This is a genomic window from Mesorhizobium sp. M7A.F.Ca.US.010.02.1.1 (assembly GCF_004023085.1).
Taxonomy (GTDB): domain Bacteria; phylum Pseudomonadota; class Alphaproteobacteria; order Rhizobiales; family Rhizobiaceae; genus Mesorhizobium.
Genome location: NZ_RZRV01000006.1, coordinates 130,211 through 148,867 on the forward strand (window position 1 = coordinate 130,211; position 18,657 = coordinate 148,867).

Sequence of the window (18,657 nt, forward strand, 5' to 3'; positions counted from 1 at the left end):
ACTCCTTGCGAAGTATCTGTCCAACGCGCCGACGAACCCGCGGGTCCCTCAAAACTGATTTTTTCCGATTCCCTCGATCGAGGGAAATTCACACTATCTAGCGTCGAACCTACCTGCAAACACTAAATATAGTATTAACAGACAATTTATTCAAGCCCGACAATTGTCCCTATCGTCCCAACCGCCCCACAATCCCAACGCTTCCGCCGGCCTCGTAAACAGGCGGAAATGCGAGCAAAAACGCACATAGTCCGGGAAAAAAGACCGGGCTCAGAACTTTCCGGTCGCACTCTCAACAGGAGCACATGGCCTATAAAAGGCGACTCGTTTTGCGCCGTCAAGGATTCGTTTGCGTAGCTTTTGTGACCCCAACATCTTGTGTGTCACATATGTGGATAACGGGGATAGAATGCAGGCGCGGATCACGATTTTCCGCGCGCAAGCTTGCCCGGGCGTCAGCCGTAATGCAGCCGGGGTTTTGGCTCGGTGCCGGTGAACTGCACCCCGATACGGTCGTTGCGTCGCCAGCGGACCTCGCAACGATAGGCAATGCCGTCGAGCGGCACATAGAGAAGGAAGCGATCTGGGACCCGGGCTTCGAGCGGTATCTTCAGTTCGGCGCCGCCGTCGTGCTGATTGCGCAGCGTGCAGCCCACTTCCGAATTCGAAATTCCGGTGATGATCGACCCGCCCTTGAGCACGCGCGGACGACGCTCGCGCTGGGGCTCGTCGGACTCGTTTGGAATTGGATTTGCGGGATTCGCCATCGATCAAAAATACCAGAGCTGCCGAATCCTATCCTTGATTCCTTAGCAAAGCATTCATGTCGATACGCGCCAACGCATGTCCAGCCCTTGCAAGCCAGTCCCGTTTTGCAAAGAGCGCGGTGTGGCCGCCCGTCAGGAGAAGCTGTGCGGGTCGGCGCAGAAATAGGCGATGATCTGGCAAAGGTCGGGTTCGTTGACCATGCGCACCGCTTCGCTTGCGCGGACCCATTTGCGGGTGCGTGAGTGTTTTTCCTTCCAGCGGTCCGCGACTTTGTCGACATGCAGCGGAAACACCAGGACCTCGCACGGCACTTCTTCGCCGGAAGCCAGTACCTTGGCGTAGAAGTAACGGCCGGCTTCAAGATGAGAGACACGACCGCGCAGCCCGGCCTCCTCGCCGGCTTCGCGCGCCGCGGCCTCGCAGAGCGGCTCCCTGGCCTCGGGCCAGCCCTTGGGCAACACCCATCGACCCGTATCGCGGCTGGTGATCAGCATGATCTCGACGCCGTCTCCCGTGTCGCGCCAAGGCAGGGCGGCAACCTGCAGGCGGCACGGCGCCGTGCCGAAGAGCCGTCGGACCCTTTCGGCCAGATGATTGTGTGTCGTTGGCCTCGTCAACATCGAAGAAGCTAGCCCCAGCCTCCGGAATCGTTTGCCGTCTCACGAATCTTACGGCTAATTGTCGGCAATAAAAGTAAAAAATTTCATTCGCCTGGCCGATTTCCGCCGATAGACGTCGATTTCACAAATATCCGGCCCTGCCGGACCTGTTTGCGAAAGCAAATCATCCCCAGTGCAAGCTGCCGGTCTGTAACAGGCAGGTAGTTCGAATCAGCCCGCGTGGTCGTCGGCGATCGGCTTCTGGTAGGTGAAGCCCATGTCCCACGGGAAATAGATCCAGGTGTCCTGGCTGACTTCGGTGACGAAAGTATCGACCAGCGGCCGGCCTTTCGGCTTGGCGTAGACGGTGGCGAAATGCGCCTTGGGCATCATCGCGCGCACGATGCCCGCCGTCTTGCCGGTGTCGGTCAGGTCATCGATGATCAGCACGCCGGCGCCGTCTTCGGCGAGCAGGGCAGGGGTGATCTCCTTGAGGACCTGCAGCTGCCCCTGGCTGGTATAGTCGTGATAGGAGGCGACGCAGACCGTCTCGATGACGCGGATGCCGAGTTCACGCGAGATGATCGCCGCGGGGACCAGCCCGCCTCGCGTGATGCAGACGATCGCTTTCCATTGTCCCTTGTTGGCGCCGGAAAGCCGCCAGGCGAGCGCCCGGGCGTCGCGATGGAACTGGTCCCAGGAGACCGGAAAGGCTTTTTCGGGAAGGGACATGTCGCGCACTCCACAGCACGCGGGGATCGCGCGCAGGTAAACAGGGGAATGCGCGCGGAATTAGCTGGAAAGCCCCCATCTTGGCAAGAGCAAGGGCCTTGGCAAAGGCAAGGGCCAACGATCGGTGTGGACCTACCGCGACAGGAAGGCTGCCACCGGCGCGGTGCGCAGCACGCTGCGCGTCACGCCGCCGAACAGAAGCTGACGCAGCCATGAGTGGCTGTAGGCACCAAGCACCAGCAGATCGGCGCCGGTTTCCGCGATCCTGGTCTGGATGATATCATCGACCGAACTGCCGCCCGACTGCTGCACCGAGACGCTGACGGTGGCGCCGTGGCGCGATAGCGCCGACGCGATTTCGGCGCCGGCGGCCTCCGGGCTGTCGTCGAGCGTTTCAGGAGGGTCGATAACCAATATGTCGGTCTTCTCGGCTTCGATGATGAAGGGCAGCGCGTCGAAGGCGGCGCGTGCCGCTTCCTTGCTTCCGTTCCAGGCGAGCAAGACGCGTTTGAAGGTGGTGATCAGCGGACCCTCGTGCGGCACCACCAGCACCGGCCGGCCGGCATCGTAGACCAGCGTGTCTACGTCCGCACTGGAATCGCCGCCCGTTTCGCGCTGCGCCGCTATGATCAGGTCGGCGGCCCGCACGCTTGAAATCCCGGTCAGCGCGCTGTCACCCGAAAAGCTTTCCAGGCTTCGCCACTCGAAGGAAAGACCGGAATCCTCGATATGCCTGAGAAACAGCGTCCTCAACTTCTCGGCCCGTTCCCGGTTCATATCTGCCGAAACCTGCAGGAATTCGGTGTCGGGAAAGCCTGTGGCGGAGGTGTAGGGCACGGGAAGCGTTTCGGCGTGGATGCCGACCAGATGGCTCTGAAATCGGGTGGCGAGCGGAATGGCGCAGTCGAGCACGCGCTCGGCGTCCTGCTCGTTCTGCAGAATAGCGACGATGGTTTTGAATCGCATGACAATCCCTCGGTTTACGAGCTGGCAAACTCGTGCCGGGGAAACGTTGCAGCGTCGTGCTTTGTTCCGGCCTGGACCAGATCAGCCGGGATTGCTGGCGAAGCCGGCGACCATCGCCTCGACATCGGCGCGGGCGGCGTCCAGCGCCTCCTGGCTGCGGGCACGCACGACCAACTCGGTCCAGAACTTGCCGTCGCCATATTTCGGGTAGGAGCCGATGATCGTATCCGGATGCGCTTTCTGGATATCACCCAGCGGCCCGCCGATGAGGCCTTCGCCGAACGGGCAGGGCACGGTCGCCGACAGCATCTTCGTGCCGGCCTTCAGCGTCGGCACGACATTGTCGAGCATGGCTTGGAAAATCGATGGCACGCCGGCCATGACGTGGACGTTGCCGATGCGGAAGCCAGGTGCGACCGACACAGGATTGTCGATGAGATCGACGCCGCGCGGCATCCGCGCCATGCGCTTGCGGGCCTGCGTGTATTCGATGCCGCGCGCGGCATAGCTTGCTTCCAGCACCGCATAGGCCCGGGCATCGTATTCGCAAGGCACGCCAAAAGCCTTCGATATGGAATCGGCCGTGATGTCGTCATGCGTCGGACCGATGCCGCCGGTGGTGAACACATAGGTGTAACGGCTGCGCACGGCATTCACCGCGGCGATGATCTCGTCTTCCTCGTCAGGGACGACACGCACTTCCTTCAGGTCGATGCCGATCGCCGTCATGATGTCGGCGAGATGGCCGATGTTCTTGTCCTTGGTTCGACCGGACAGAATCTCATCGCCGATGACGAGCATGGCGGCGGTCACGATTTCAGGCATGGAAGGCTCCGGCAAGGCGAGTGGCCTGGGAAGGCGAGTGGTCTGAGATAGCGCGGCGCGACGGTGGCCGCAATGTCATCTTCGCGCCGCCACGGCGAGTCGATGAGGTCAAGGATCCAGGTTCGAACTGGTCGAGGGGATAGGGCACGTGCCGCAATTCGTGATCCCGGAGCGAACCGCCGCATTCATCGAGCGCATCGCCGGCCGGGCTTTGCTGGTCAGGGCCTCACCTCAGCTTCACGACAATTTCAAGGAACCATTCGGCTGACTACCGGGTTTTATGAGTGTCGCACCAAGGCGGCTAAGATACGGAGTGATTCAATGGTTACAAAAATTCTCGCAGCATCTGTTCTGACGATCGGTCTCGCAACATCGGCGATGGCGCAGTCACTGGACGACAGGTATTCCAACAATCGTGATTGGTGGCTGTTCGGCAACAGCGACCAGACAACTGTCGACCCCTATACCACGGGAAGCATCCGTGACGGCTCCGGGTTGAACACCCAAGGCAACACCGGCGCAATAGGCCCATGTGCCCACAACACGCCAGGTCCGGACGCCAACGCAGGGCAAAACGTCAACGATCAGTATTGCGGCAAATAGCCAAACGCGATTTCCACGCGCACACTGATTTTCTGGAAAGCAATGTTCGAGGGCTAGTCCGCAAGGACAGCCGCTGGCCGGTGGCGCGTCCTTTCTCCGGACGGCGCTGCGGTCGGCGCCCTGTCGGACCGCTCAACATCAAGCGCTATACCGAATTAATCTGAGACTTCTGTCTGCGGCCGGTCGCGGCCGTCGGCCAATTCTTCGTGCCATTTGCCTTCGGCGTCCTCATACTGGATGCCGTCGGTCGCTCCGGCGACCTGCTGCTCAGCCGAGGCGATTTCGGCTGCGCGCAATGCGTCCTGATGCGTGGGAAACGTCTCGGAAAAGGTCGCTCCGACCTTGTAGGCCCAGCCGCCGTCATGCTCGACGATCTTGTAAGTCAGCTTCGCCATGGAAAACCTCCGGTTGAAAGGTCCGTCTGCTCAATGCAGCCGGTCGTCGGGCAGTCTGTCGTCGGGCACCAGCACTTCCGATTCCTTGGCGGCTTCAATCAGCGCCCGGCGCGCATCTGCTGTCGAACGATAACCTTCCAGCACTTTGAGGCAAGTGTCGAGGGCATCACGATGGCGCGGGCCGCGATTGAGCGGCCACACCGTCATCAGGCACTCCGCGGCCTCCTGGGCGCTGCGGATGTGGCGATATTTGCCGACGTGGCCAAGTTCGACGACGACCGGCACTTCAAAAGGTTTGTTGTCCATCATGGCCGCAACGCAAAGCAGCCAAATTGGTTGCAACCATGGCCGTCAGCCTGCGCCCAAACGTCTCAGAGGCTGTTTGAAGGTTCTACACCTGCGGTCAGCGCCGCAACCGGCAAGAATGCCCTGAACAGGTTTCCTCCCACGCCCGGCCACGCCCGCCGCAGCCTCGTCCCACCCAACAGCTTGCGGACGGAATAGCTGCGAAGCACCGTCAAGCTGTCTGGAGACAGGAGGGCGCGTGTCGGGCGGACCGTTCAGCCTACTGCCTTCATCCAGTGCTGCATCGTGGTCACCGAACGGGCAAGTTGTGGCGCCGGGTGGATCGTTTCGCTGAATGTCGCCGCCGCACGCCATCCCCAGCGCGGATCAGCCAGGAAGGCCCGCGCCAGCGCCACCATGTCGGCGCGGCCCTCGGTGAGGATCGCTTCGGCCTGCTTGGGGTCGTCGATCAGGCCGACGGCACGGGTCGGAATATCAGCACCCTTGCGCACCGCCTCCGCCAGATGCACCTGATAGCCGGGGCCGGTGGGCAATTTCTGCAACGGCGAATTGCCGCCGCTCGAGCAGCAGAGATAGGCAACGCCCTCGTCCTTGAGCGCTTTGGCCACTTCGATCGCGTCCGCCACGTCGAAGCCGCCATCGACCCAATCCATCACCGACAGCCGCGCGCCGAGCATCAGCTTTGGCGTAGCCTTGCGCACCGCCTTGGCGATTTCGACGGCAAGACGCATGCGGTTTTCCAGCGAGCCGCCCCAGCGGTCCGTGCGCTGGTTGGACAAGGGCGACAGGAACTGGAAGATCAAATAACCATGCGCGGCGTGCAGTTCGATGAAATCGAAGCCGGCGCGTTCGGCCCGCCTTGCGGCTTCGGCGAAGCGTTCGATGAGCTGCAGGATCTCCTCGTCCTCCAGTGCGTGCGGCACGTTCCAGCCGGTGTCGTAGGGGATGGCCGAGGCGGAAACGGTCTGCCAGGGATCCTCGTTTGGCTGCAGTGGCCCGCCGCCTTCCCACGGCTTGCGGTTCGAAGCCTTGCGGCCGGCATGGGCGAGTTGGGAGCCGAATTTCGTGCCGGGTGCGGCGACGCGTCGTGCGGCGTTCAGTGCGCGGCGGGCGGCGGCTTCATTGTCTTCGGAATAAAGGCCGAGGCAGCCATGGGTAATACGCCCGCGCCGCTCGACATCGGTCATCTCGACTGTGACCATGCCGGCACCGGACATTGCGAGATTCATCCAGTGATGGAGATGCCAGTCACTGGCCGAGCCGTCGTCGGCGGAATACTGGCACATCGGCGCGACGGCGATGCGGTTGGGGAAGGTGAGGCCGTCGAGGGTGATCGACTGGAAAAGCGACGCTGTCATGAGAAACTCCGGGAGGGTTCGCAGCTATTTAGGCGACCGATGGCGCCCGCGCCAGACACGAGGCGGTGAAAGGGGTTCTGGACCAATCACTGACGGGATTGCCGAAATGCCGGTTCGCGGATAGGCCTCGGCAATGCATGGCGCCCAAAGTGGCCCCGGTTTGGGAGAACGACACGCATAAAACAGGAGCATAAAGCGCGACGCGCTTTTGCATGGAGACCACGATGGAAGATCGTATTCGCGTCCGTTCGGAGGAAATCCTCTCCGACGACTGGGCCGTCCTGAAGAAGACCGTTCTCGACTACCGTCGGCGCGACGGTCAGTGGGAGACGCAAATCCGCCAGACCTATGATCGCGGCGATGGCGCGGTGATCCTGCCTTACGACCCCTTGCGTTCGACCGTGCTTCTGGTGCGCCAGTTCCGCTATCCCGCCTATGTCACCGGCCACCGCGAGCCGCTGATCGAGGCCTGTGCCGGCCTGTTGGACGAAAACGATCCCGAAACCTGCATCCGCAAGGAGGCGGAGGAAGAACTCGGCTACCGGCTGCAGAACGTCGAGCGGCTGTTTTCGCCCTATATGAGCCCCGGCAGCGTCACCGAACGTCTCTGGTTTTTCATCGCCCGTTATTCACCCGCCGACCGCATCTCGGCCGGCGGCGGCGCGCAAGAGGAGGGCGAGGACATCGAGGTTCTGGAAATGCCGCTCGACGAGGCGCTGGCCGGCATCGCCGATGGCCGCATCATCGACGCCAAGACCATTATCCTGATCCAGCATCTGAAGCTCAATCCGATGGCTGCCTGAACGGCACTGGGCCTCCTTCGCCAAGGCTTCGGGTGGCCAGCCACCCGAAGCTCGCAGAGCGAAGGGTGGTGCGGATGAAGGGACTCGAACCCCCACGCCTTTCGGCACTGGAACCTAAATCCAGGGCGTCTACCAGTTCCGCCACATCCGCATGGACCGGCAATCCCATGTGGCCATCATTCTGTCAATGTCAGAGACAAGATGTGGGTCAGCGACAAGATGTGGTCAGGCCGAATGCTGGTTATTCGCCGGAATGCGAAGACTGTTGAAAATTGGCCTCGCCTGTGACAAAAGGCGTGTCAAATGTGACGGGACGCGACGATCCGCTTCTGCAGAATGTGATAAGAAGTAGGAAAAACAAGAACTTATTCACATTTTGGAACGCAGTTTGGGAGAGTTTGAGCCGGGTTTTCGGTCAAATCGCCAGGTTCCGTACCAAAAGCCATTCCCGGCAAGAATATACCGGCAGGCTGTGAACGGCAGAGGCCGTGGCAGTCTCATTGGTGAAAACAAAGGTTTTACGATGCAGGTCACCGAAACGCTCAACTCCGGTCTCAAGCGAGAGATCAAGATCACCGTGCCGGCCGGTGACATGGAAGCCAAGCTGATGGCGCGGCTTTCGGATGCCCGCAACAAGGTCCGCATCAACGGCTTCCGTCCAGGCAAGGTGCCGGTGCAGCATCTGCGCAAGGTTTACGGTAAGTCGTTCATGGCCGAAGTGGTCAACGAAATCCTCAACGATTCGACCCGTTCGATCATTACCGGGCGTGGTGAAAAGGCTGCCATGCAGCCCGAAGTCATCATGACCGAGGACGAGAAGGAAGCCGAGAAGATCCTGGCCGGCGGCGCTGACTTCGAATTCCGCCTCAACTATGAGATCATCCCGGCGATCGAGATCAAGGACTTTTCCGACATCAAGGTGACACGCCAGGTGTTCGACGTGCCTGATGCCGAGATCGACGAGCAGGTCCAGCGTGTTGCCGAATCGGCGCGCAGCTACGAGCCGAAGACCGGCAAGGCCGCCAATGGCGACCGCGTCAGCATCGACTATGTCGGCAAGATCGACGGCGAAGCCTTCAATGGCGGCGCCGGCACCGATCAGCCGCTGGTGTTGGGTTCGAAGGAATTCATCCCCGGCTTCGAGGATCAGCTGGTCGGCGCCAAGGCCGGTGACGAAAAGCAGGTCACCGTGACTTTCCCGGAAAACTACCAGGCCGCGCATCTGGCCGGCAAGGAAGCGACCTTCGACGTCACCGTCAAGGAAGTGTCCCAGCCCGGCGCGCTGGAAATCAACGACGAGACCGCCAAGAACCTCGGCCTGGAGTCGCTGGAGCGCCTGCGCGACGTCGTGCGCGGCCAGATCGAGAACCAGTTCGGCGCCATGACGCGCCAGAAGGTCAAGCGCCAGCTGCTCGACCAGCTCGACGCGTCCTACTCGTTCGAGGCGCCATCGAAGCTCGTCGACGCCGAGTTCAACAACATCTGGGCGCAGGTCAATCGTGACCTGGAAGCAGCCGGACGCACCTTCGCCGACGAAGAGACGACGGAAGAAGAGGCGCGTGCCGAGTATCTGCGGCTTGCCGAGCGCCGTGTGCGCCTCGGCCTGGTGCTGGCTGAAATCGGCGAGAAGGCCGGCGTGACCGTATCGGACGAAGAGCTGCAGCGCGGCCTGTTCGAGCAGGTGCGCCGCTATCCCGGCAATCAGCAGCAGGAAGTCTTCGAGTTCTATCGCAACAATCCGGAAGCGTTGAACACGCTGCGGGCGCCGATGTTCGAGGAAAAGGTGGTGGACCATCTGCTCGGTCAGATTTCGGTCACCGACGTCAAGGTCAGCAAGGAAGAGCTGATGGCCGACGACGAAGAGGACGATACCGCCGTCAAGGCGAAGCCGGCGAAGAAAGCCGCCGCCAAGAAGGCCGACGCCAAGACGGCCGACGACGCGGAAGAGCCCAAGAAGAAGGCCGCGCCGAAGAAGAAGGCCGCCGAATAACACCAGCGCTCCGCTGAAACAGGAAGGCCGCCGTCGAGGCGGCCTTTTTCGTTGCCAAACTGCAACAGCCGCCATGCTTCGCGAGCGATGGCCTGTGGCGACCAAGCTTTGATCATTATCTGCGCTTCTATTGCAAGCCGCTTGGTTGTTGGAGGGCGTGTTGAGACTGTTCGTCGAATTGGGACACGCTTCGGTAATCGCGCTGATCCTTGTTTCGGTCTGCGGCATTGCCCAGGCCGGCACGGTGCCTGATAACTGGCGGTTCGGCACGAGTGAAGACGGCCTCGTCACGGCCTCGCTCTATGCCACCAACAAGCTGATCACCGGCGGCGGTGCCTTGAGCTACAGCCCGATCCTGACGATTGCCTGCCGGGCAAACGGCGAGCCGCATTGGACTGAATGGCTGCAATTGAACGACGCTGTTTCGGCCAGCCGCAAGATCACGATGTCGATCACGGTCGATCAGGAGAGCAAGTTCGATGAAAGCTGGTCGGTCGGGCCGCGCGGCCGGATGCTGGTGCGCGATGGCGCCGACGGCATCAGGCGCCTTGTTGCCGCGAACCGGCTCCAGCTTTCGTGGCGGTTCGGGCTGCTGGCGGGGCGCGGCGAGGCCGATTTCGACCTCGCCGGGTTCGGCGAAGCGGTCAACCAGGTAGCCGGCAGCTGCAACACCGATCCGCCGTGAACGGACCGCAACGGGCACGGCTTGCTGCACAGGCGTTCAGCTCAAATCACGTGCGCAAGCTCGCCGGGTGTCAGAACGCGACGACGTCACCAGGCAGTGGCGGAACCATGCCTGCAGTGCGGCAAAGATCGATCACTTGCCGCATGGCGGGAACTCGAGGGCGTGCCGCCGCCGGTCGATGACCAGAAGCTGCGGCTCCTGTCGAAGGGCCATGGCCCCTATGCTGCGTTGTCGCACTGCCAATCGTCTGCCCGCTAGCGGCACCATTTTTCGACGGCAATTGCAATTGCCTTGGTGCAATCGACGAGATCGCGCACCGAAACGCGTTCGTTCGGCTGATGCGCCTGCGCGGGGTCGCCGGGACCGAAATTGACGGTCGGGGTGTTGCCGAGGCCGGTCGGCAGGCCGATGTCGCTGTGCGCGCCAAAGCCACTCAGGACCGGCGAGAGATTGGCTTCTTTGACGGCCTCCTGGAAGACGCCGACAAAGGGATTGTCCGCTGGGATCTCGGCGCAGTCGGCGTCGAGAATCCATTCGACGCGGGCAGGGCGCTGGCGAAGATAAGGGTCTGCCTGGCAGACATTGGCTATGTGCTCTTCGATTTCGCGTTTGACGTTGCCGCCCAATTTGAACTCGTCATGCTCGCTTGGCAGATACTGGGCGTCGATGATGATCTCGCCGCGCCCTGCCATGGAGGACGGATGTTCGCCGGCGCTCATCTGGGTGACGATGATCTGGTTGGGCAGGTCCATCAACGGATGGTTCTTGCTGGGATCGAACATCCAGCGCCGGTTGAGGATGTCGATGCCGTCGAGGATCTGCCGGCAAAGCTGGACGGCATCGACCGGGCCGCTCGAATACCAGGCATTGGGCGTCAGCTCCGCATGCCCGCCTATGCCGTCAATGATGATCTTCCCCCACAGAATGCCGTGACAGAGCGGTGCGATCCTGTTCGCGGTCGGTTCGGTCATGATGCCGGCGTCGGCGTGAAAGCCGCGATCGACCATGGCCAGCGACCCCATGCCGCCGATTTCCTCGTCGACGACGGTGGTGAAGACGACGTCTCCGGACAGGGGAATGTCGAGTCCCCTCAGGATCTCGACGGCCATCAGCATGCAGGCGACGCCGCCTTTCATGTCGACCGTACCACGGCCGTGTAGAAATCCGTCCTTGAGGACAGGCTGGAACGGGTCGGTCGTCCAGTGCCCGGCGGCGCCGGGCGGGACGACATCGATATGGCCGGTCAGCATGATGGAGCGACCGCCGCCCGTGCCCTTCAAGATACCGCCGAGATTGGGCCGGCCTTCGAACGTCCTGCCTTTGTTGGCGCCGGCCCGCCCCTTGTATTTTTCGTAGAGTGCTGGGCCGTCCGGGTCCCATAGATCGGTCGAGAAGCCTAGCGCCTCGATCCGCTTTTGCAGATAGACCTGGCAATCACGCTCGCCGGGGCCGGCCTCCTTTGGATCGGATTTCACGATCGAGGGGAAGGCGACGAGATCGCTCAGCGTTTGGACGATACGGTCAGCGCTTGCCTCGACGCGCGCGGCAATGATCTCTTCCATGGACGGCATCATGATCTCCAACGTTGGGAAAGTCGGTCGGCGAGAAGGACAAAAACCAGAAGGGCGCCGACAATCCCCACCTGCCAAACCGTGTTGATGTTCAATTGCAGAAGGCCGGTCTTCAGCGTGACCAGCAGCAGGACGGCCGCGAACACGCCGCCGACGCCGCCGCGCCCGCCGGTGATGGCGATGCCGCCGAGCATGGCGGCAGTCAGCGATTCAAGTTCGAGGTTCTGGCCGATATTGGGCCTGCCGCTGCCGAGCCAGGCGATCGAGACGAGTCCCGCGGCGCCGGCGAGCGCGCCACTCAAGGCGTAGAGGACCAAGCGAACGCGATCGACCGGAATACCGACCAGCCTGGCCGAGCGTTCGTTGAAGCCCATGGCGTAGATCCAGCGCCCCCACGCTGTCGAGAGCAGCACCAAACCGGCTAGCGCAAAGCAGGGGATGGCAAGGGTGAGAAAGGGCAGGGGAATGCCCATGACGACGCCGCGCCCCCACACAAGCAGCCAGGAGGGCACGCCGGCTTGGGCCGCGCCGCCGGTAATGGCAAGTGCAGCGCCGGAATAGACGAAGAAGGTGCCGAGCGTCGCGATGAAGGGGAGAAGCGCGAGCCCGTTCACCAGCCATCCGTTCAAGGCACCGAGCATCGCGCCGGCCAGGATGCAGACGGCGGGCAGCAGGACCGGCGGCAATCCCAGCTTGAGGCAAAGCATCGCGACGATGGCGGACAGCGAGACCGCGCCGCCGACCGAGAGGTCGATGCCGGCGCCACCGGCCATGATGACCAATCCCTGCCCAAGGCCGACCAGGGCCAGGATCGTCGAGAACTGAAGAATGGTGGTGACAGTGCCGAGATGGAAGACAGACGGCTTGAGCGCCAGCAGGCCGACAATGACGATCAGCCAAAGCGTACAGAGCAAAGCCAGGGTAAGGGCCGGGCCCTGCAGGTTGCGGAACGTTTTCATGCGCGGGCTCGTTGAAATCTGCCGAGCGGCAATCGGTTGCAAACAGCTTCGAAGCCAAGCACGCCGATGATGAGAACGCCGGTGACGACAGGCTGCCAAAGGGAGGGGACACCGATCAGCAGCAGACCGTTTTGCAGGATTCTAAGCAGAAGCACGCCGAGCACGGTGCCGATCAGGCTGCATCTGCCGCCCAATATGCTGGTGCCGCCAAGAATGACCGCGGCAATGGCGTCGAGCGCCAGCGTGCTGCCGATCGTCATCTCCACATTGCGATAGGTGGCGACATAGAACGTGGCGGCAATGCCAGTCAGCACACCGCTGATGGCGAAGGTCATGAAGCGGATCTTGATCACTGGGATGCCAGAAAGCCGCGCTTTTTCCTCCGAATTGCCGATCGCCAGCAGATGCAGCCCATAAGGGGTTCGCCGCAGCGCCAGCCAGACGGCCAGATAGGCAGCGGCAATCACCAGGGCAGGGACGGGGACGCCGAGCACGCTGGTTGCAAGAAGATCTGTAAGGCTCGAGGGCAGGCCCGAAAGCCATTGCCCTCCGAGAAGTACGAAGACGGCGGTGCGGTAGACACCGAGCAGGCCGAGTGTACCGACAATTGCCGGAACGCGGCCGAGGACAACGACGGCGGCGGTCACGCATCCCAGCACCGCACCGACCAAAGGACCCGCAATGAGCGCCAGCAGCGGATTGCCGCCGGCGCCGAGCACGCGCCCAATGGCGATCGCCGCCAGACCCATGACGATGCCGATCGAGACATCGATGCCGCCCATGGCGAGCAGCAGGGTCATGCCAAGGCCGATCAGCAGCAACTCGACACTGTTGCGCAAGACCGTGGCTGCATTGCCTGATGTCGCGTAGTGCGGCGATGCGACAGAAAAGATGACGATCGCCAGCAAACAGGCGACAAGCAGAGACCACTCCCGCCCGCTCATGGAGAAGACACCGTTTCCAAACTGCCGCACCACGTTCATCTCAGAGCTCAGAAGTTGAACTTGTCGACATTGTCCTTGGTGAAGACAGCCGGCGGCCCGAGAAGCAAAATGCCCTTGGCGGCATCATAGGTGACGGGCTTTTCCAGGCCGGCGACCTTGTTTTCCGCCTCGAAGCTCTTGCCGTCGATCAGCTGTTTGCCGGCCCAAACCGTGAGATAGCCGAGTTGCTCGGGATCCCAGAGCACGGTGAAGCCGAAGGCTCCGCTCTTCAGGTAGGACCGTGCCGTGTTCGGGCTGCAATAGCCGGCACCGATGACCGAGCCGATCTTGCCTGCGGTTTCGATGGCCTGGGCTACGCCCGGGCATGTCGAGGAGGCGACGGCGATGATGGCCTTGATGTCCGGGTTGGCCGCCATCAGATCGCCTGATATTTGCGCGGCGCGTTCGGCGGTGCCGCCGGCGAATTGCGGCGCGAGCAGCTTCAGCTTCGGATATTTGGCGGTGGCTTGCTTCTGCATGAAGCCGATCCAGGCGTTGAGATTGGACGCCGTTGCCTCGCCGGAGATGATGCCGATGGTTGCGTCCTCGCCGACGCGCTTGACGAGTTCGTCGACAATGGTTGTGCCGAGGCCTTCGTCGGTCGCCTGCGCCACATAGACGGCGCGGCCGCTGTCGGGCGCGTCGCTGTCACTGGTGAACAGCTTGATGCCTTTCGCCTTGGCGCTCTCGACCACGGGTGCGATGCTGGAGGCATCGAGGACGCTGACCGAGATCGCCTCGACGCCCTGATCGATCAGGTTCTGGACGATCTGCAACTGGTCGACCGGATTGGTGTCGACGGGACCGGAATAGATGAAATCGACGCCCAGGTCCTTGGCGGCGCGATTACCGCCGGCTTCCATGGCGTTGAAGTAAGGGATGCCGATCAATTGCGGAACGAAGGCGACCTTGTGTTTGTCCGCGGCATGCGCCGCGGTTGCAATGGCGAGTGACAGTGCGGAAGCGGCGAGCACTTTCTTGAGCTGTGAAAGCATTGTGTTTGAACCTCTCTGGAAATGACGTGCGTTTCAGTTTGTTTTTTCAAGCGCCCGCACGTCGGGATGAGCGCCTGTTATGAGCGAAACGACTTCCTCGTGATCGGTATCGGCGGCCAGCCGTTCGGCCACCTTGCGGCCGCGCCGGAACACCACGATGCGGTCGGCGACCTCGAAGACCTCGGAAATGTTGTGGCTGATGAGCACAACGGCACAGCCGCGCGCGGCAAGCCGCCGTGTCAGTGCCAGGACCTTGCGCGTTTCGGCAACGGCAAGGGCCGCGGTCGGCTCATCCATGATGACCAGCCTGGCATTCAGATTGAGCGCCCGGCAGATTGCGACGGCCTGACGTTGGCCGCCCGACAGGCTGCCTACGGGCGCTTCTGGATCGGAAATATGAGCATCGAGCTCCTTCAGCAGGCCGTCGACGCGCTGGCGCATTTCTTTGCGCTTCAGGAACGGAATGCCCAAAATGGAGCGTTTCAATTCACGGCCGAGAAAGACGTTTTCTGCGATCGACAGGTTCTCCGAAAGCGCCAGTTCCTGAAAGATCGTCGCGATCCCCGATGCCGCGGCATCCTTGGGCGAGTGAAAGGCGACCGGATTGCCCTCGATCACAAGCTCCCCACCACTGGGCGGATGAGCGCCTGCCAGGATCTTGATGAAGGTCGATTTGCCGGCGCCATTATCGCCGAGAAGCGCCAGCACCTCGCCGGAGCGGATCTCCAGATCGACATTTGCCAGCGCGGTCAGAGCGCCGAAGCGCTTGGCGATGTTTCTGGCGACAAGAAAGGGCTCTGTCATGACGGGTTCCCCGACGATTGCGGATCGGCTAGGCGTTGCTGACCCAGCGCAGCACGTTGGTCCAAAGCCTCGCGTAGCCAGGCCATTCGACAAAACTGTTCGGCAGCCAGTGAGGACCGATGTCCGACGTCCAGACCAGCGTACGCCCTTCGCCATGGCGCCCGGTGACCAGCAGGGGATGACCGCCCTGGTCCTGCGGCAGCCGCGCCAGGACCTCGACATCGTCGCGATCACGGGCGATGACCTCGTTGGCACCGAGCAGCAGCGGCCATTCGCCCTCGATGCCGGCAAAAAGCGGGTGGTCTCTGGAACCAGTGATCTCAGGACGAAAGCCCTCCGGAATTTCGAGCCGGTCATCATTGGGAAGGCAGGTCACCGGCAGCGCCTCCTCGACCGCCGTGCGATGCCAGCGCGCCTTGCCGTCAATGCCCTGGAAGCTGAAATAGCCGCCGATCATGATCAGGCCGCCGCCGGCCAGCGTCCAGTCGCGCAGGAGCTTGAGCCGGTTGGGAACCGTTTTGCCGTGCAGCCAGACATCGGGGTGGAGCAGGAGCGAATTCGCGCCAATGTCGGACAGGATGATCGCCCTGTATTGCGACAGCCCTTCCATGGTGAAAGGCAGCTTCTCGACGGCCTCGTGGGCGGGCATGTAGTCGAGATCGAATTCGCTGCCCTTCAAAGCGTCCACCAGGGGTGTTGCGCCCAGGTGAAAGGTGACGCTGCCGAACTGGTCGAACCCCTTGTAGTGGGTCGCCGAACTCACCCAGCTTTCGCCGACAAGAAGGACTTTTGTTTTCGCCATGATCATACTCTCCTGATTTCGTCGGTTGATGCGGTTTTCGCGCCAGGTCGAACGTCGATAAGCCATTGTTTCAACTGGCTATCACGGCATTGTTCGCCAGGGCCGCAGCCTTCAGCGTGGCAAAGTCTGCGATGTAACCCTGCGCGCCTTCGACCGTTGTCGTCAGGCTCGCCCCGATTGCCGCATAGCGCGCGGCGTCGCCCAGCGACGCGCCATGCAGCCAAAGGGCAAGGAAGATGCCGGCAAAGCTGTCGCCGGCGCCCGTCGCGTCGACGCGATTGACCGGCAGCGCCGGCACCTCGATCTGCGGACCGCCATTCGCCGGAAAAACGACGGCGCCGAACTCGCCGAGGGTGAGCACGACCGTTCCCCGTTGTTTGATGCGTGACAGCATCAGCCGCACCTCTTCGATCGTCGTCGCCATGCGGCTGCGAAAGTCGAAGATCTCCCGTATCATCACATCGTTGATGAAGGTCAGATCGATCTGTTTGACCATCTGCGAGAAGGTTTCCGGCGTGCGGACGCTTTTGGGAAGACCGGCCGAATGCAGGCTCACCTTCCAGCCCGCCTGATGAAAGCGCGCGATGGACGCGGTCATCGTCTCGTAGTGAAAGCCTTCGATATGAAGGCAGGCCGAACGTTGCTCGGGCTGGATATCCAGATTGGCTGTCAGGTCGACCTCGCCAAGCTCGAACGGTTCGCTGATGATCGTCCGGCTGCCGTTGCGCTCGATGATCACGATCGCCTGGGAGAGGCGGTTGTTGGGCGTGTTGCGGATCGGCAAGGCGTGGACCCCCAATTTCGAAAGCGCGCCGAGCGCCCAATCGCTCTCTGGATCCTGGCCGACCGCTGTCGCCAGCTCAACGTCCAGCGCGTAGGGAGCTCCGATGCCGGCGGCGGCAACCGCGAGATTGGCCGCGGGGCCACCCAACGCCTTGTCGATGTGGCTGGCGGTGATCCGGTCGTCGCGATGCGGCAGCACGTCGACGCGGCACAGGAAGTCGACACTCACCCTACCGGCGACCAGAAGTCTTGGCAGATGGTCGAGATTCTTTGGCCTGCGTGGTGCGCGGCCCGGCAGTGAGCGCGCAAAGGAGCTCGGCCGATACATCAGCGCGGCAACCGCCTTCTCGATGCGGTCGCGCGTGCCTTCCCTCAGGCTGGCCGTTCCATTGATGAAGTTCGACACCGTGCCGATGGAGACACCGGCGGTTCGTGCGACATCCGCTATGGTCGGGCGCTTGCGTTGCAATGGCGGAGTTCCAATTGAAGCGTTTCAAAACGGTAGCAGCGAAAATGCGATGCCTCAACGGAATTATCTTCTAAAAATCAAAGAGAGAATTCTTATAGATTGGAAGATTAATCCAGAAATAGAGCGGATACTGGGATCCTCTTTCCAAGATTGAACAATTTTCAAATTTTTTGGCAAAAGATTGTGCAAGCGAATTTCCTGCACTTCATTCGATCGCCCGGGCTTGATCGGACGGTCGTGGCATGCCCCCGGCCCGTCAGATCAGCAACAGGCCCTTCATGCTGGCGTATCCCTTGCGCCCGATGATGATGTGGTCGTGCACCGCGATGCCCAGCCGCTTGCCCGCCTCGATGATCTCCTTCGTCATTTCGATATCGGCTCGTGAGGGTGTGGGGTCGCCTGACGGGTGATTGTGGACCAGGATGATGGCGGTGGCCGAGAGTTCGAGGGCGCGCCTGACCACCTCGCGCGGGTAGACGGGCGTATGGTCGACGGTGCCTGTCTGCTGAACCTCGTCGGCGATCAGCGCGTTCTTCTTGTCGAGGAACAGGATGCGGAACTGCTCGCGCGCCTCGAAGGCCATGACCGACCGGCAATAGGCAAGAAGCTGTGTCCAGGACGAGAGGACTTCGCGACTCTGCACCTCTCCGCGCGCCATGCGCTGCGCGGTTGCCGCGACGATCTTGAGATCGAGCGCCACCGCAGGGCCAATGCCCTTGACTTCCTGCAGGAGGCCAACCGGCGCCCCGAGCACTTCGGCCAGCGTGCCGAAGCGCGCCAGCAGCGCCTTGGCCGCCGGTTTGGTGTCGGCACGAGGGATCAGGCGAAAAAGCAGAAGTTCCAGAAGTTCGTAATCGGGCAGGGCGTCCGGGCCCGCCAGGGCAAAACGCTCGCGCAGTCGGTCGCGGTGACCGAGGTAATGGGGCTTTTCGTCGAGCGTCGCCTTGGCTTTCGCCGCAGGCCGCATCGGCGCTTCGGAGAAGAAACTCCGCTCGTCGTCGTCGTTTGTGTTCCCCATACACCGCCCACATTGCTCCAGCGCAGACATTAGAACCGTTCTGGCCGGGATTGAAACAGTTCTGTTCCCCGATCGCGAGACGATCCACGGCAGATCGTGGCAGCTCCCGCTGTCAGTCTATGGCTTCCCTATACGGCAAGATGAAACCACGATTGCGCAACAAAACTTAACATCACTTAACGCATGCGGCCACTTTCACCTGACATGTTGGCGCCATCGGAGGCTCGTGGCCTCGTTATACTG

Annotated in this window: 20 protein-coding genes and 1 tRNA gene; 4 read left to right on the plus strand and 17 right to left on the minus strand. The window is 61.9% G+C overall.

Annotated features, from left to right (window positions below; all coding sequences use genetic code 11):
* Positions 1–455: 455 nt before the first annotated feature.
* From EOA19_RS08845 to EOA19_RS08865, 5 genes are all read right to left on the minus strand, one after another.
* Positions 456–767 (minus strand): PilZ domain-containing protein, encoded by a 312-nt coding sequence (locus EOA19_RS08845; protein WP_023810434.1) that lies wholly within the window; start codon positions 765–767, stop codon positions 456–458.
* A 132-nt stretch (positions 768–899) separates the two neighbouring features.
* Positions 900–1,388, minus strand: coding sequence for an NUDIX hydrolase (locus tag EOA19_RS08850; RefSeq protein ID WP_023810435.1), 489 nt, complete (start codon positions 1,386–1,388; stop codon positions 900–902).
* 210 nt (positions 1,389–1,598) lie between these two features.
* The gene (gene gpt / locus EOA19_RS08855) at positions 1,599–2,099 is read right to left on the minus strand and encodes a xanthine phosphoribosyltransferase (protein ID WP_128303340.1); all 501 of its coding nucleotides are present in this window, start codon (positions 2,097–2,099) and stop codon (positions 1,599–1,601) included.
* A gap of 132 nt (positions 2,100–2,231) precedes the next feature.
* Positions 2,232–3,065, minus strand: coding sequence for a universal stress protein (locus EOA19_RS08860; protein ID WP_023810436.1), 834 nt, complete (start codon positions 3,063–3,065; stop codon positions 2,232–2,234).
* Positions 3,066–3,146: 81 nt separating this feature from the next.
* Positions 3,147–3,890 carry a competence/damage-inducible protein A gene (locus EOA19_RS08865; RefSeq protein ID WP_128303341.1) on the minus strand — a complete coding sequence of 248 codons (744 nt, stop codon included), beginning with the start codon at positions 3,888–3,890 and terminating at the stop codon, positions 3,147–3,149.
* Positions 3,891–4,211: 321 nt separating this feature from the next.
* Between EOA19_RS08865 and EOA19_RS08870 the strand changes: the two genes are divergently transcribed.
* Positions 4,212–4,493 carry a hypothetical protein gene (locus tag EOA19_RS08870; protein WP_128303342.1) on the plus strand — a complete coding sequence of 94 codons (282 nt, stop codon included), beginning with the start codon at positions 4,212–4,214 and terminating at the stop codon, positions 4,491–4,493.
* A gap of 155 nt (positions 4,494–4,648) precedes the next feature.
* On the opposite strand, the gene EOA19_RS08875 is transcribed toward EOA19_RS08870, so the two are convergent.
* From EOA19_RS08875 to EOA19_RS08885, 3 genes are all read right to left on the minus strand, one after another.
* Positions 4,649–4,888 carry a DUF2188 domain-containing protein gene (locus EOA19_RS08875; RefSeq protein ID WP_013532013.1) on the minus strand — a complete coding sequence of 80 codons (240 nt, stop codon included), beginning with the start codon at positions 4,886–4,888 and terminating at the stop codon, positions 4,649–4,651.
* Positions 4,889–4,918: 30 nt separating this feature from the next.
* Positions 4,919–5,197, minus strand: a complete 279-nt coding sequence (locus EOA19_RS08880; protein WP_013532012.1) for a DUF982 domain-containing protein — start codon at positions 5,195–5,197, stop codon at positions 4,919–4,921.
* A gap of 251 nt (positions 5,198–5,448) precedes the next feature.
* Entirely contained in the window at positions 5,449–6,552 is a 1,104-nt protein-coding gene (locus tag EOA19_RS08885; protein WP_128303343.1) for an NADH:flavin oxidoreductase/NADH oxidase, read from the minus strand.
* A gap of 224 nt (positions 6,553–6,776) precedes the next feature.
* Between EOA19_RS08885 and EOA19_RS08890 the strand changes: the two genes are divergently transcribed.
* Positions 6,777–7,355, plus strand: a complete 579-nt coding sequence (locus EOA19_RS08890) for an NUDIX domain-containing protein (RefSeq protein WP_128303344.1) — start codon at positions 6,777–6,779, stop codon at positions 7,353–7,355.
* 66 nt (positions 7,356–7,421) lie between these two features.
* On the opposite strand, the gene EOA19_RS08895 is transcribed toward EOA19_RS08890, so the two are convergent.
* A tRNA-Leu gene (locus EOA19_RS08895) sits at positions 7,422–7,506 on the minus strand.
* Positions 7,507–7,878: 372 nt separating this feature from the next.
* Here EOA19_RS08895 and tig point away from each other — a divergent pair.
* Entirely contained in the window at positions 7,879–9,345 is a 1,467-nt protein-coding gene (tig, locus tag EOA19_RS08900; protein WP_128303345.1) for a trigger factor, read from the plus strand.
* Between the two features lie 160 nt (positions 9,346–9,505).
* Entirely contained in the window at positions 9,506–10,030 is a 525-nt protein-coding gene (locus EOA19_RS08905; protein WP_128303346.1) for a hypothetical protein, read from the plus strand.
* A gap of 254 nt (positions 10,031–10,284) precedes the next feature.
* On the opposite strand, the gene EOA19_RS08910 is transcribed toward EOA19_RS08905, so the two are convergent.
* From EOA19_RS08910 to radC, 8 genes are all read right to left on the minus strand, one after another.
* Positions 10,285–11,601: an ArgE/DapE family deacylase gene (locus EOA19_RS08910; protein WP_128303347.1), complete on the minus strand. Its 1,317-nt coding sequence runs from the start codon at positions 11,599–11,601 to the stop codon at positions 10,285–10,287.
* Positions 11,601–12,560 carry an ABC transporter permease gene (locus EOA19_RS08915; RefSeq protein WP_128303348.1) on the minus strand — a complete coding sequence of 320 codons (960 nt, stop codon included), beginning with the start codon at positions 12,558–12,560 and terminating at the stop codon, positions 11,601–11,603. Before EOA19_RS08915 ends, EOA19_RS08910 begins: the two co-directional genes overlap by 1 nt.
* Positions 12,557–13,504, minus strand: a complete 948-nt coding sequence (locus EOA19_RS08920) for an ABC transporter permease (RefSeq protein ID WP_023810447.1) — start codon at positions 13,502–13,504, stop codon at positions 12,557–12,559. Before EOA19_RS08920 ends, EOA19_RS08915 begins: the two co-directional genes overlap by 4 nt.
* Before the next feature lie 47 nt (positions 13,505–13,551).
* Positions 13,552–14,538, minus strand: a complete 987-nt coding sequence (locus tag EOA19_RS08925) for an autoinducer 2 ABC transporter substrate-binding protein (RefSeq protein WP_023810448.1) — start codon at positions 14,536–14,538, stop codon at positions 13,552–13,554.
* 33 nt (positions 14,539–14,571) lie between these two features.
* Positions 14,572–15,342: an ATP-binding cassette domain-containing protein gene (locus tag EOA19_RS08930; protein ID WP_023810449.1), complete on the minus strand. Its 771-nt coding sequence runs from the start codon at positions 15,340–15,342 to the stop codon at positions 14,572–14,574.
* Between the two features lie 28 nt (positions 15,343–15,370).
* Positions 15,371–16,144, minus strand: a complete 774-nt coding sequence (locus EOA19_RS08935) for a glutamine amidotransferase (protein WP_023810450.1) — start codon at positions 16,142–16,144, stop codon at positions 15,371–15,373.
* 70 nt (positions 16,145–16,214) lie between these two features.
* Positions 16,215–17,396, minus strand: a complete 1,182-nt coding sequence (locus EOA19_RS08940; protein WP_023810451.1) for a PfkB family carbohydrate kinase — start codon at positions 17,394–17,396, stop codon at positions 16,215–16,217.
* Positions 17,397–17,652: 256 nt separating this feature from the next.
* The gene (gene radC / locus EOA19_RS08945; protein WP_127293273.1) at positions 17,653–18,414 is read right to left on the minus strand and encodes a DNA repair protein RadC; all 762 of its coding nucleotides are present in this window, start codon (positions 18,412–18,414) and stop codon (positions 17,653–17,655) included.
* Between the last annotated feature and the right edge of the window lie 243 nt (positions 18,415–18,657).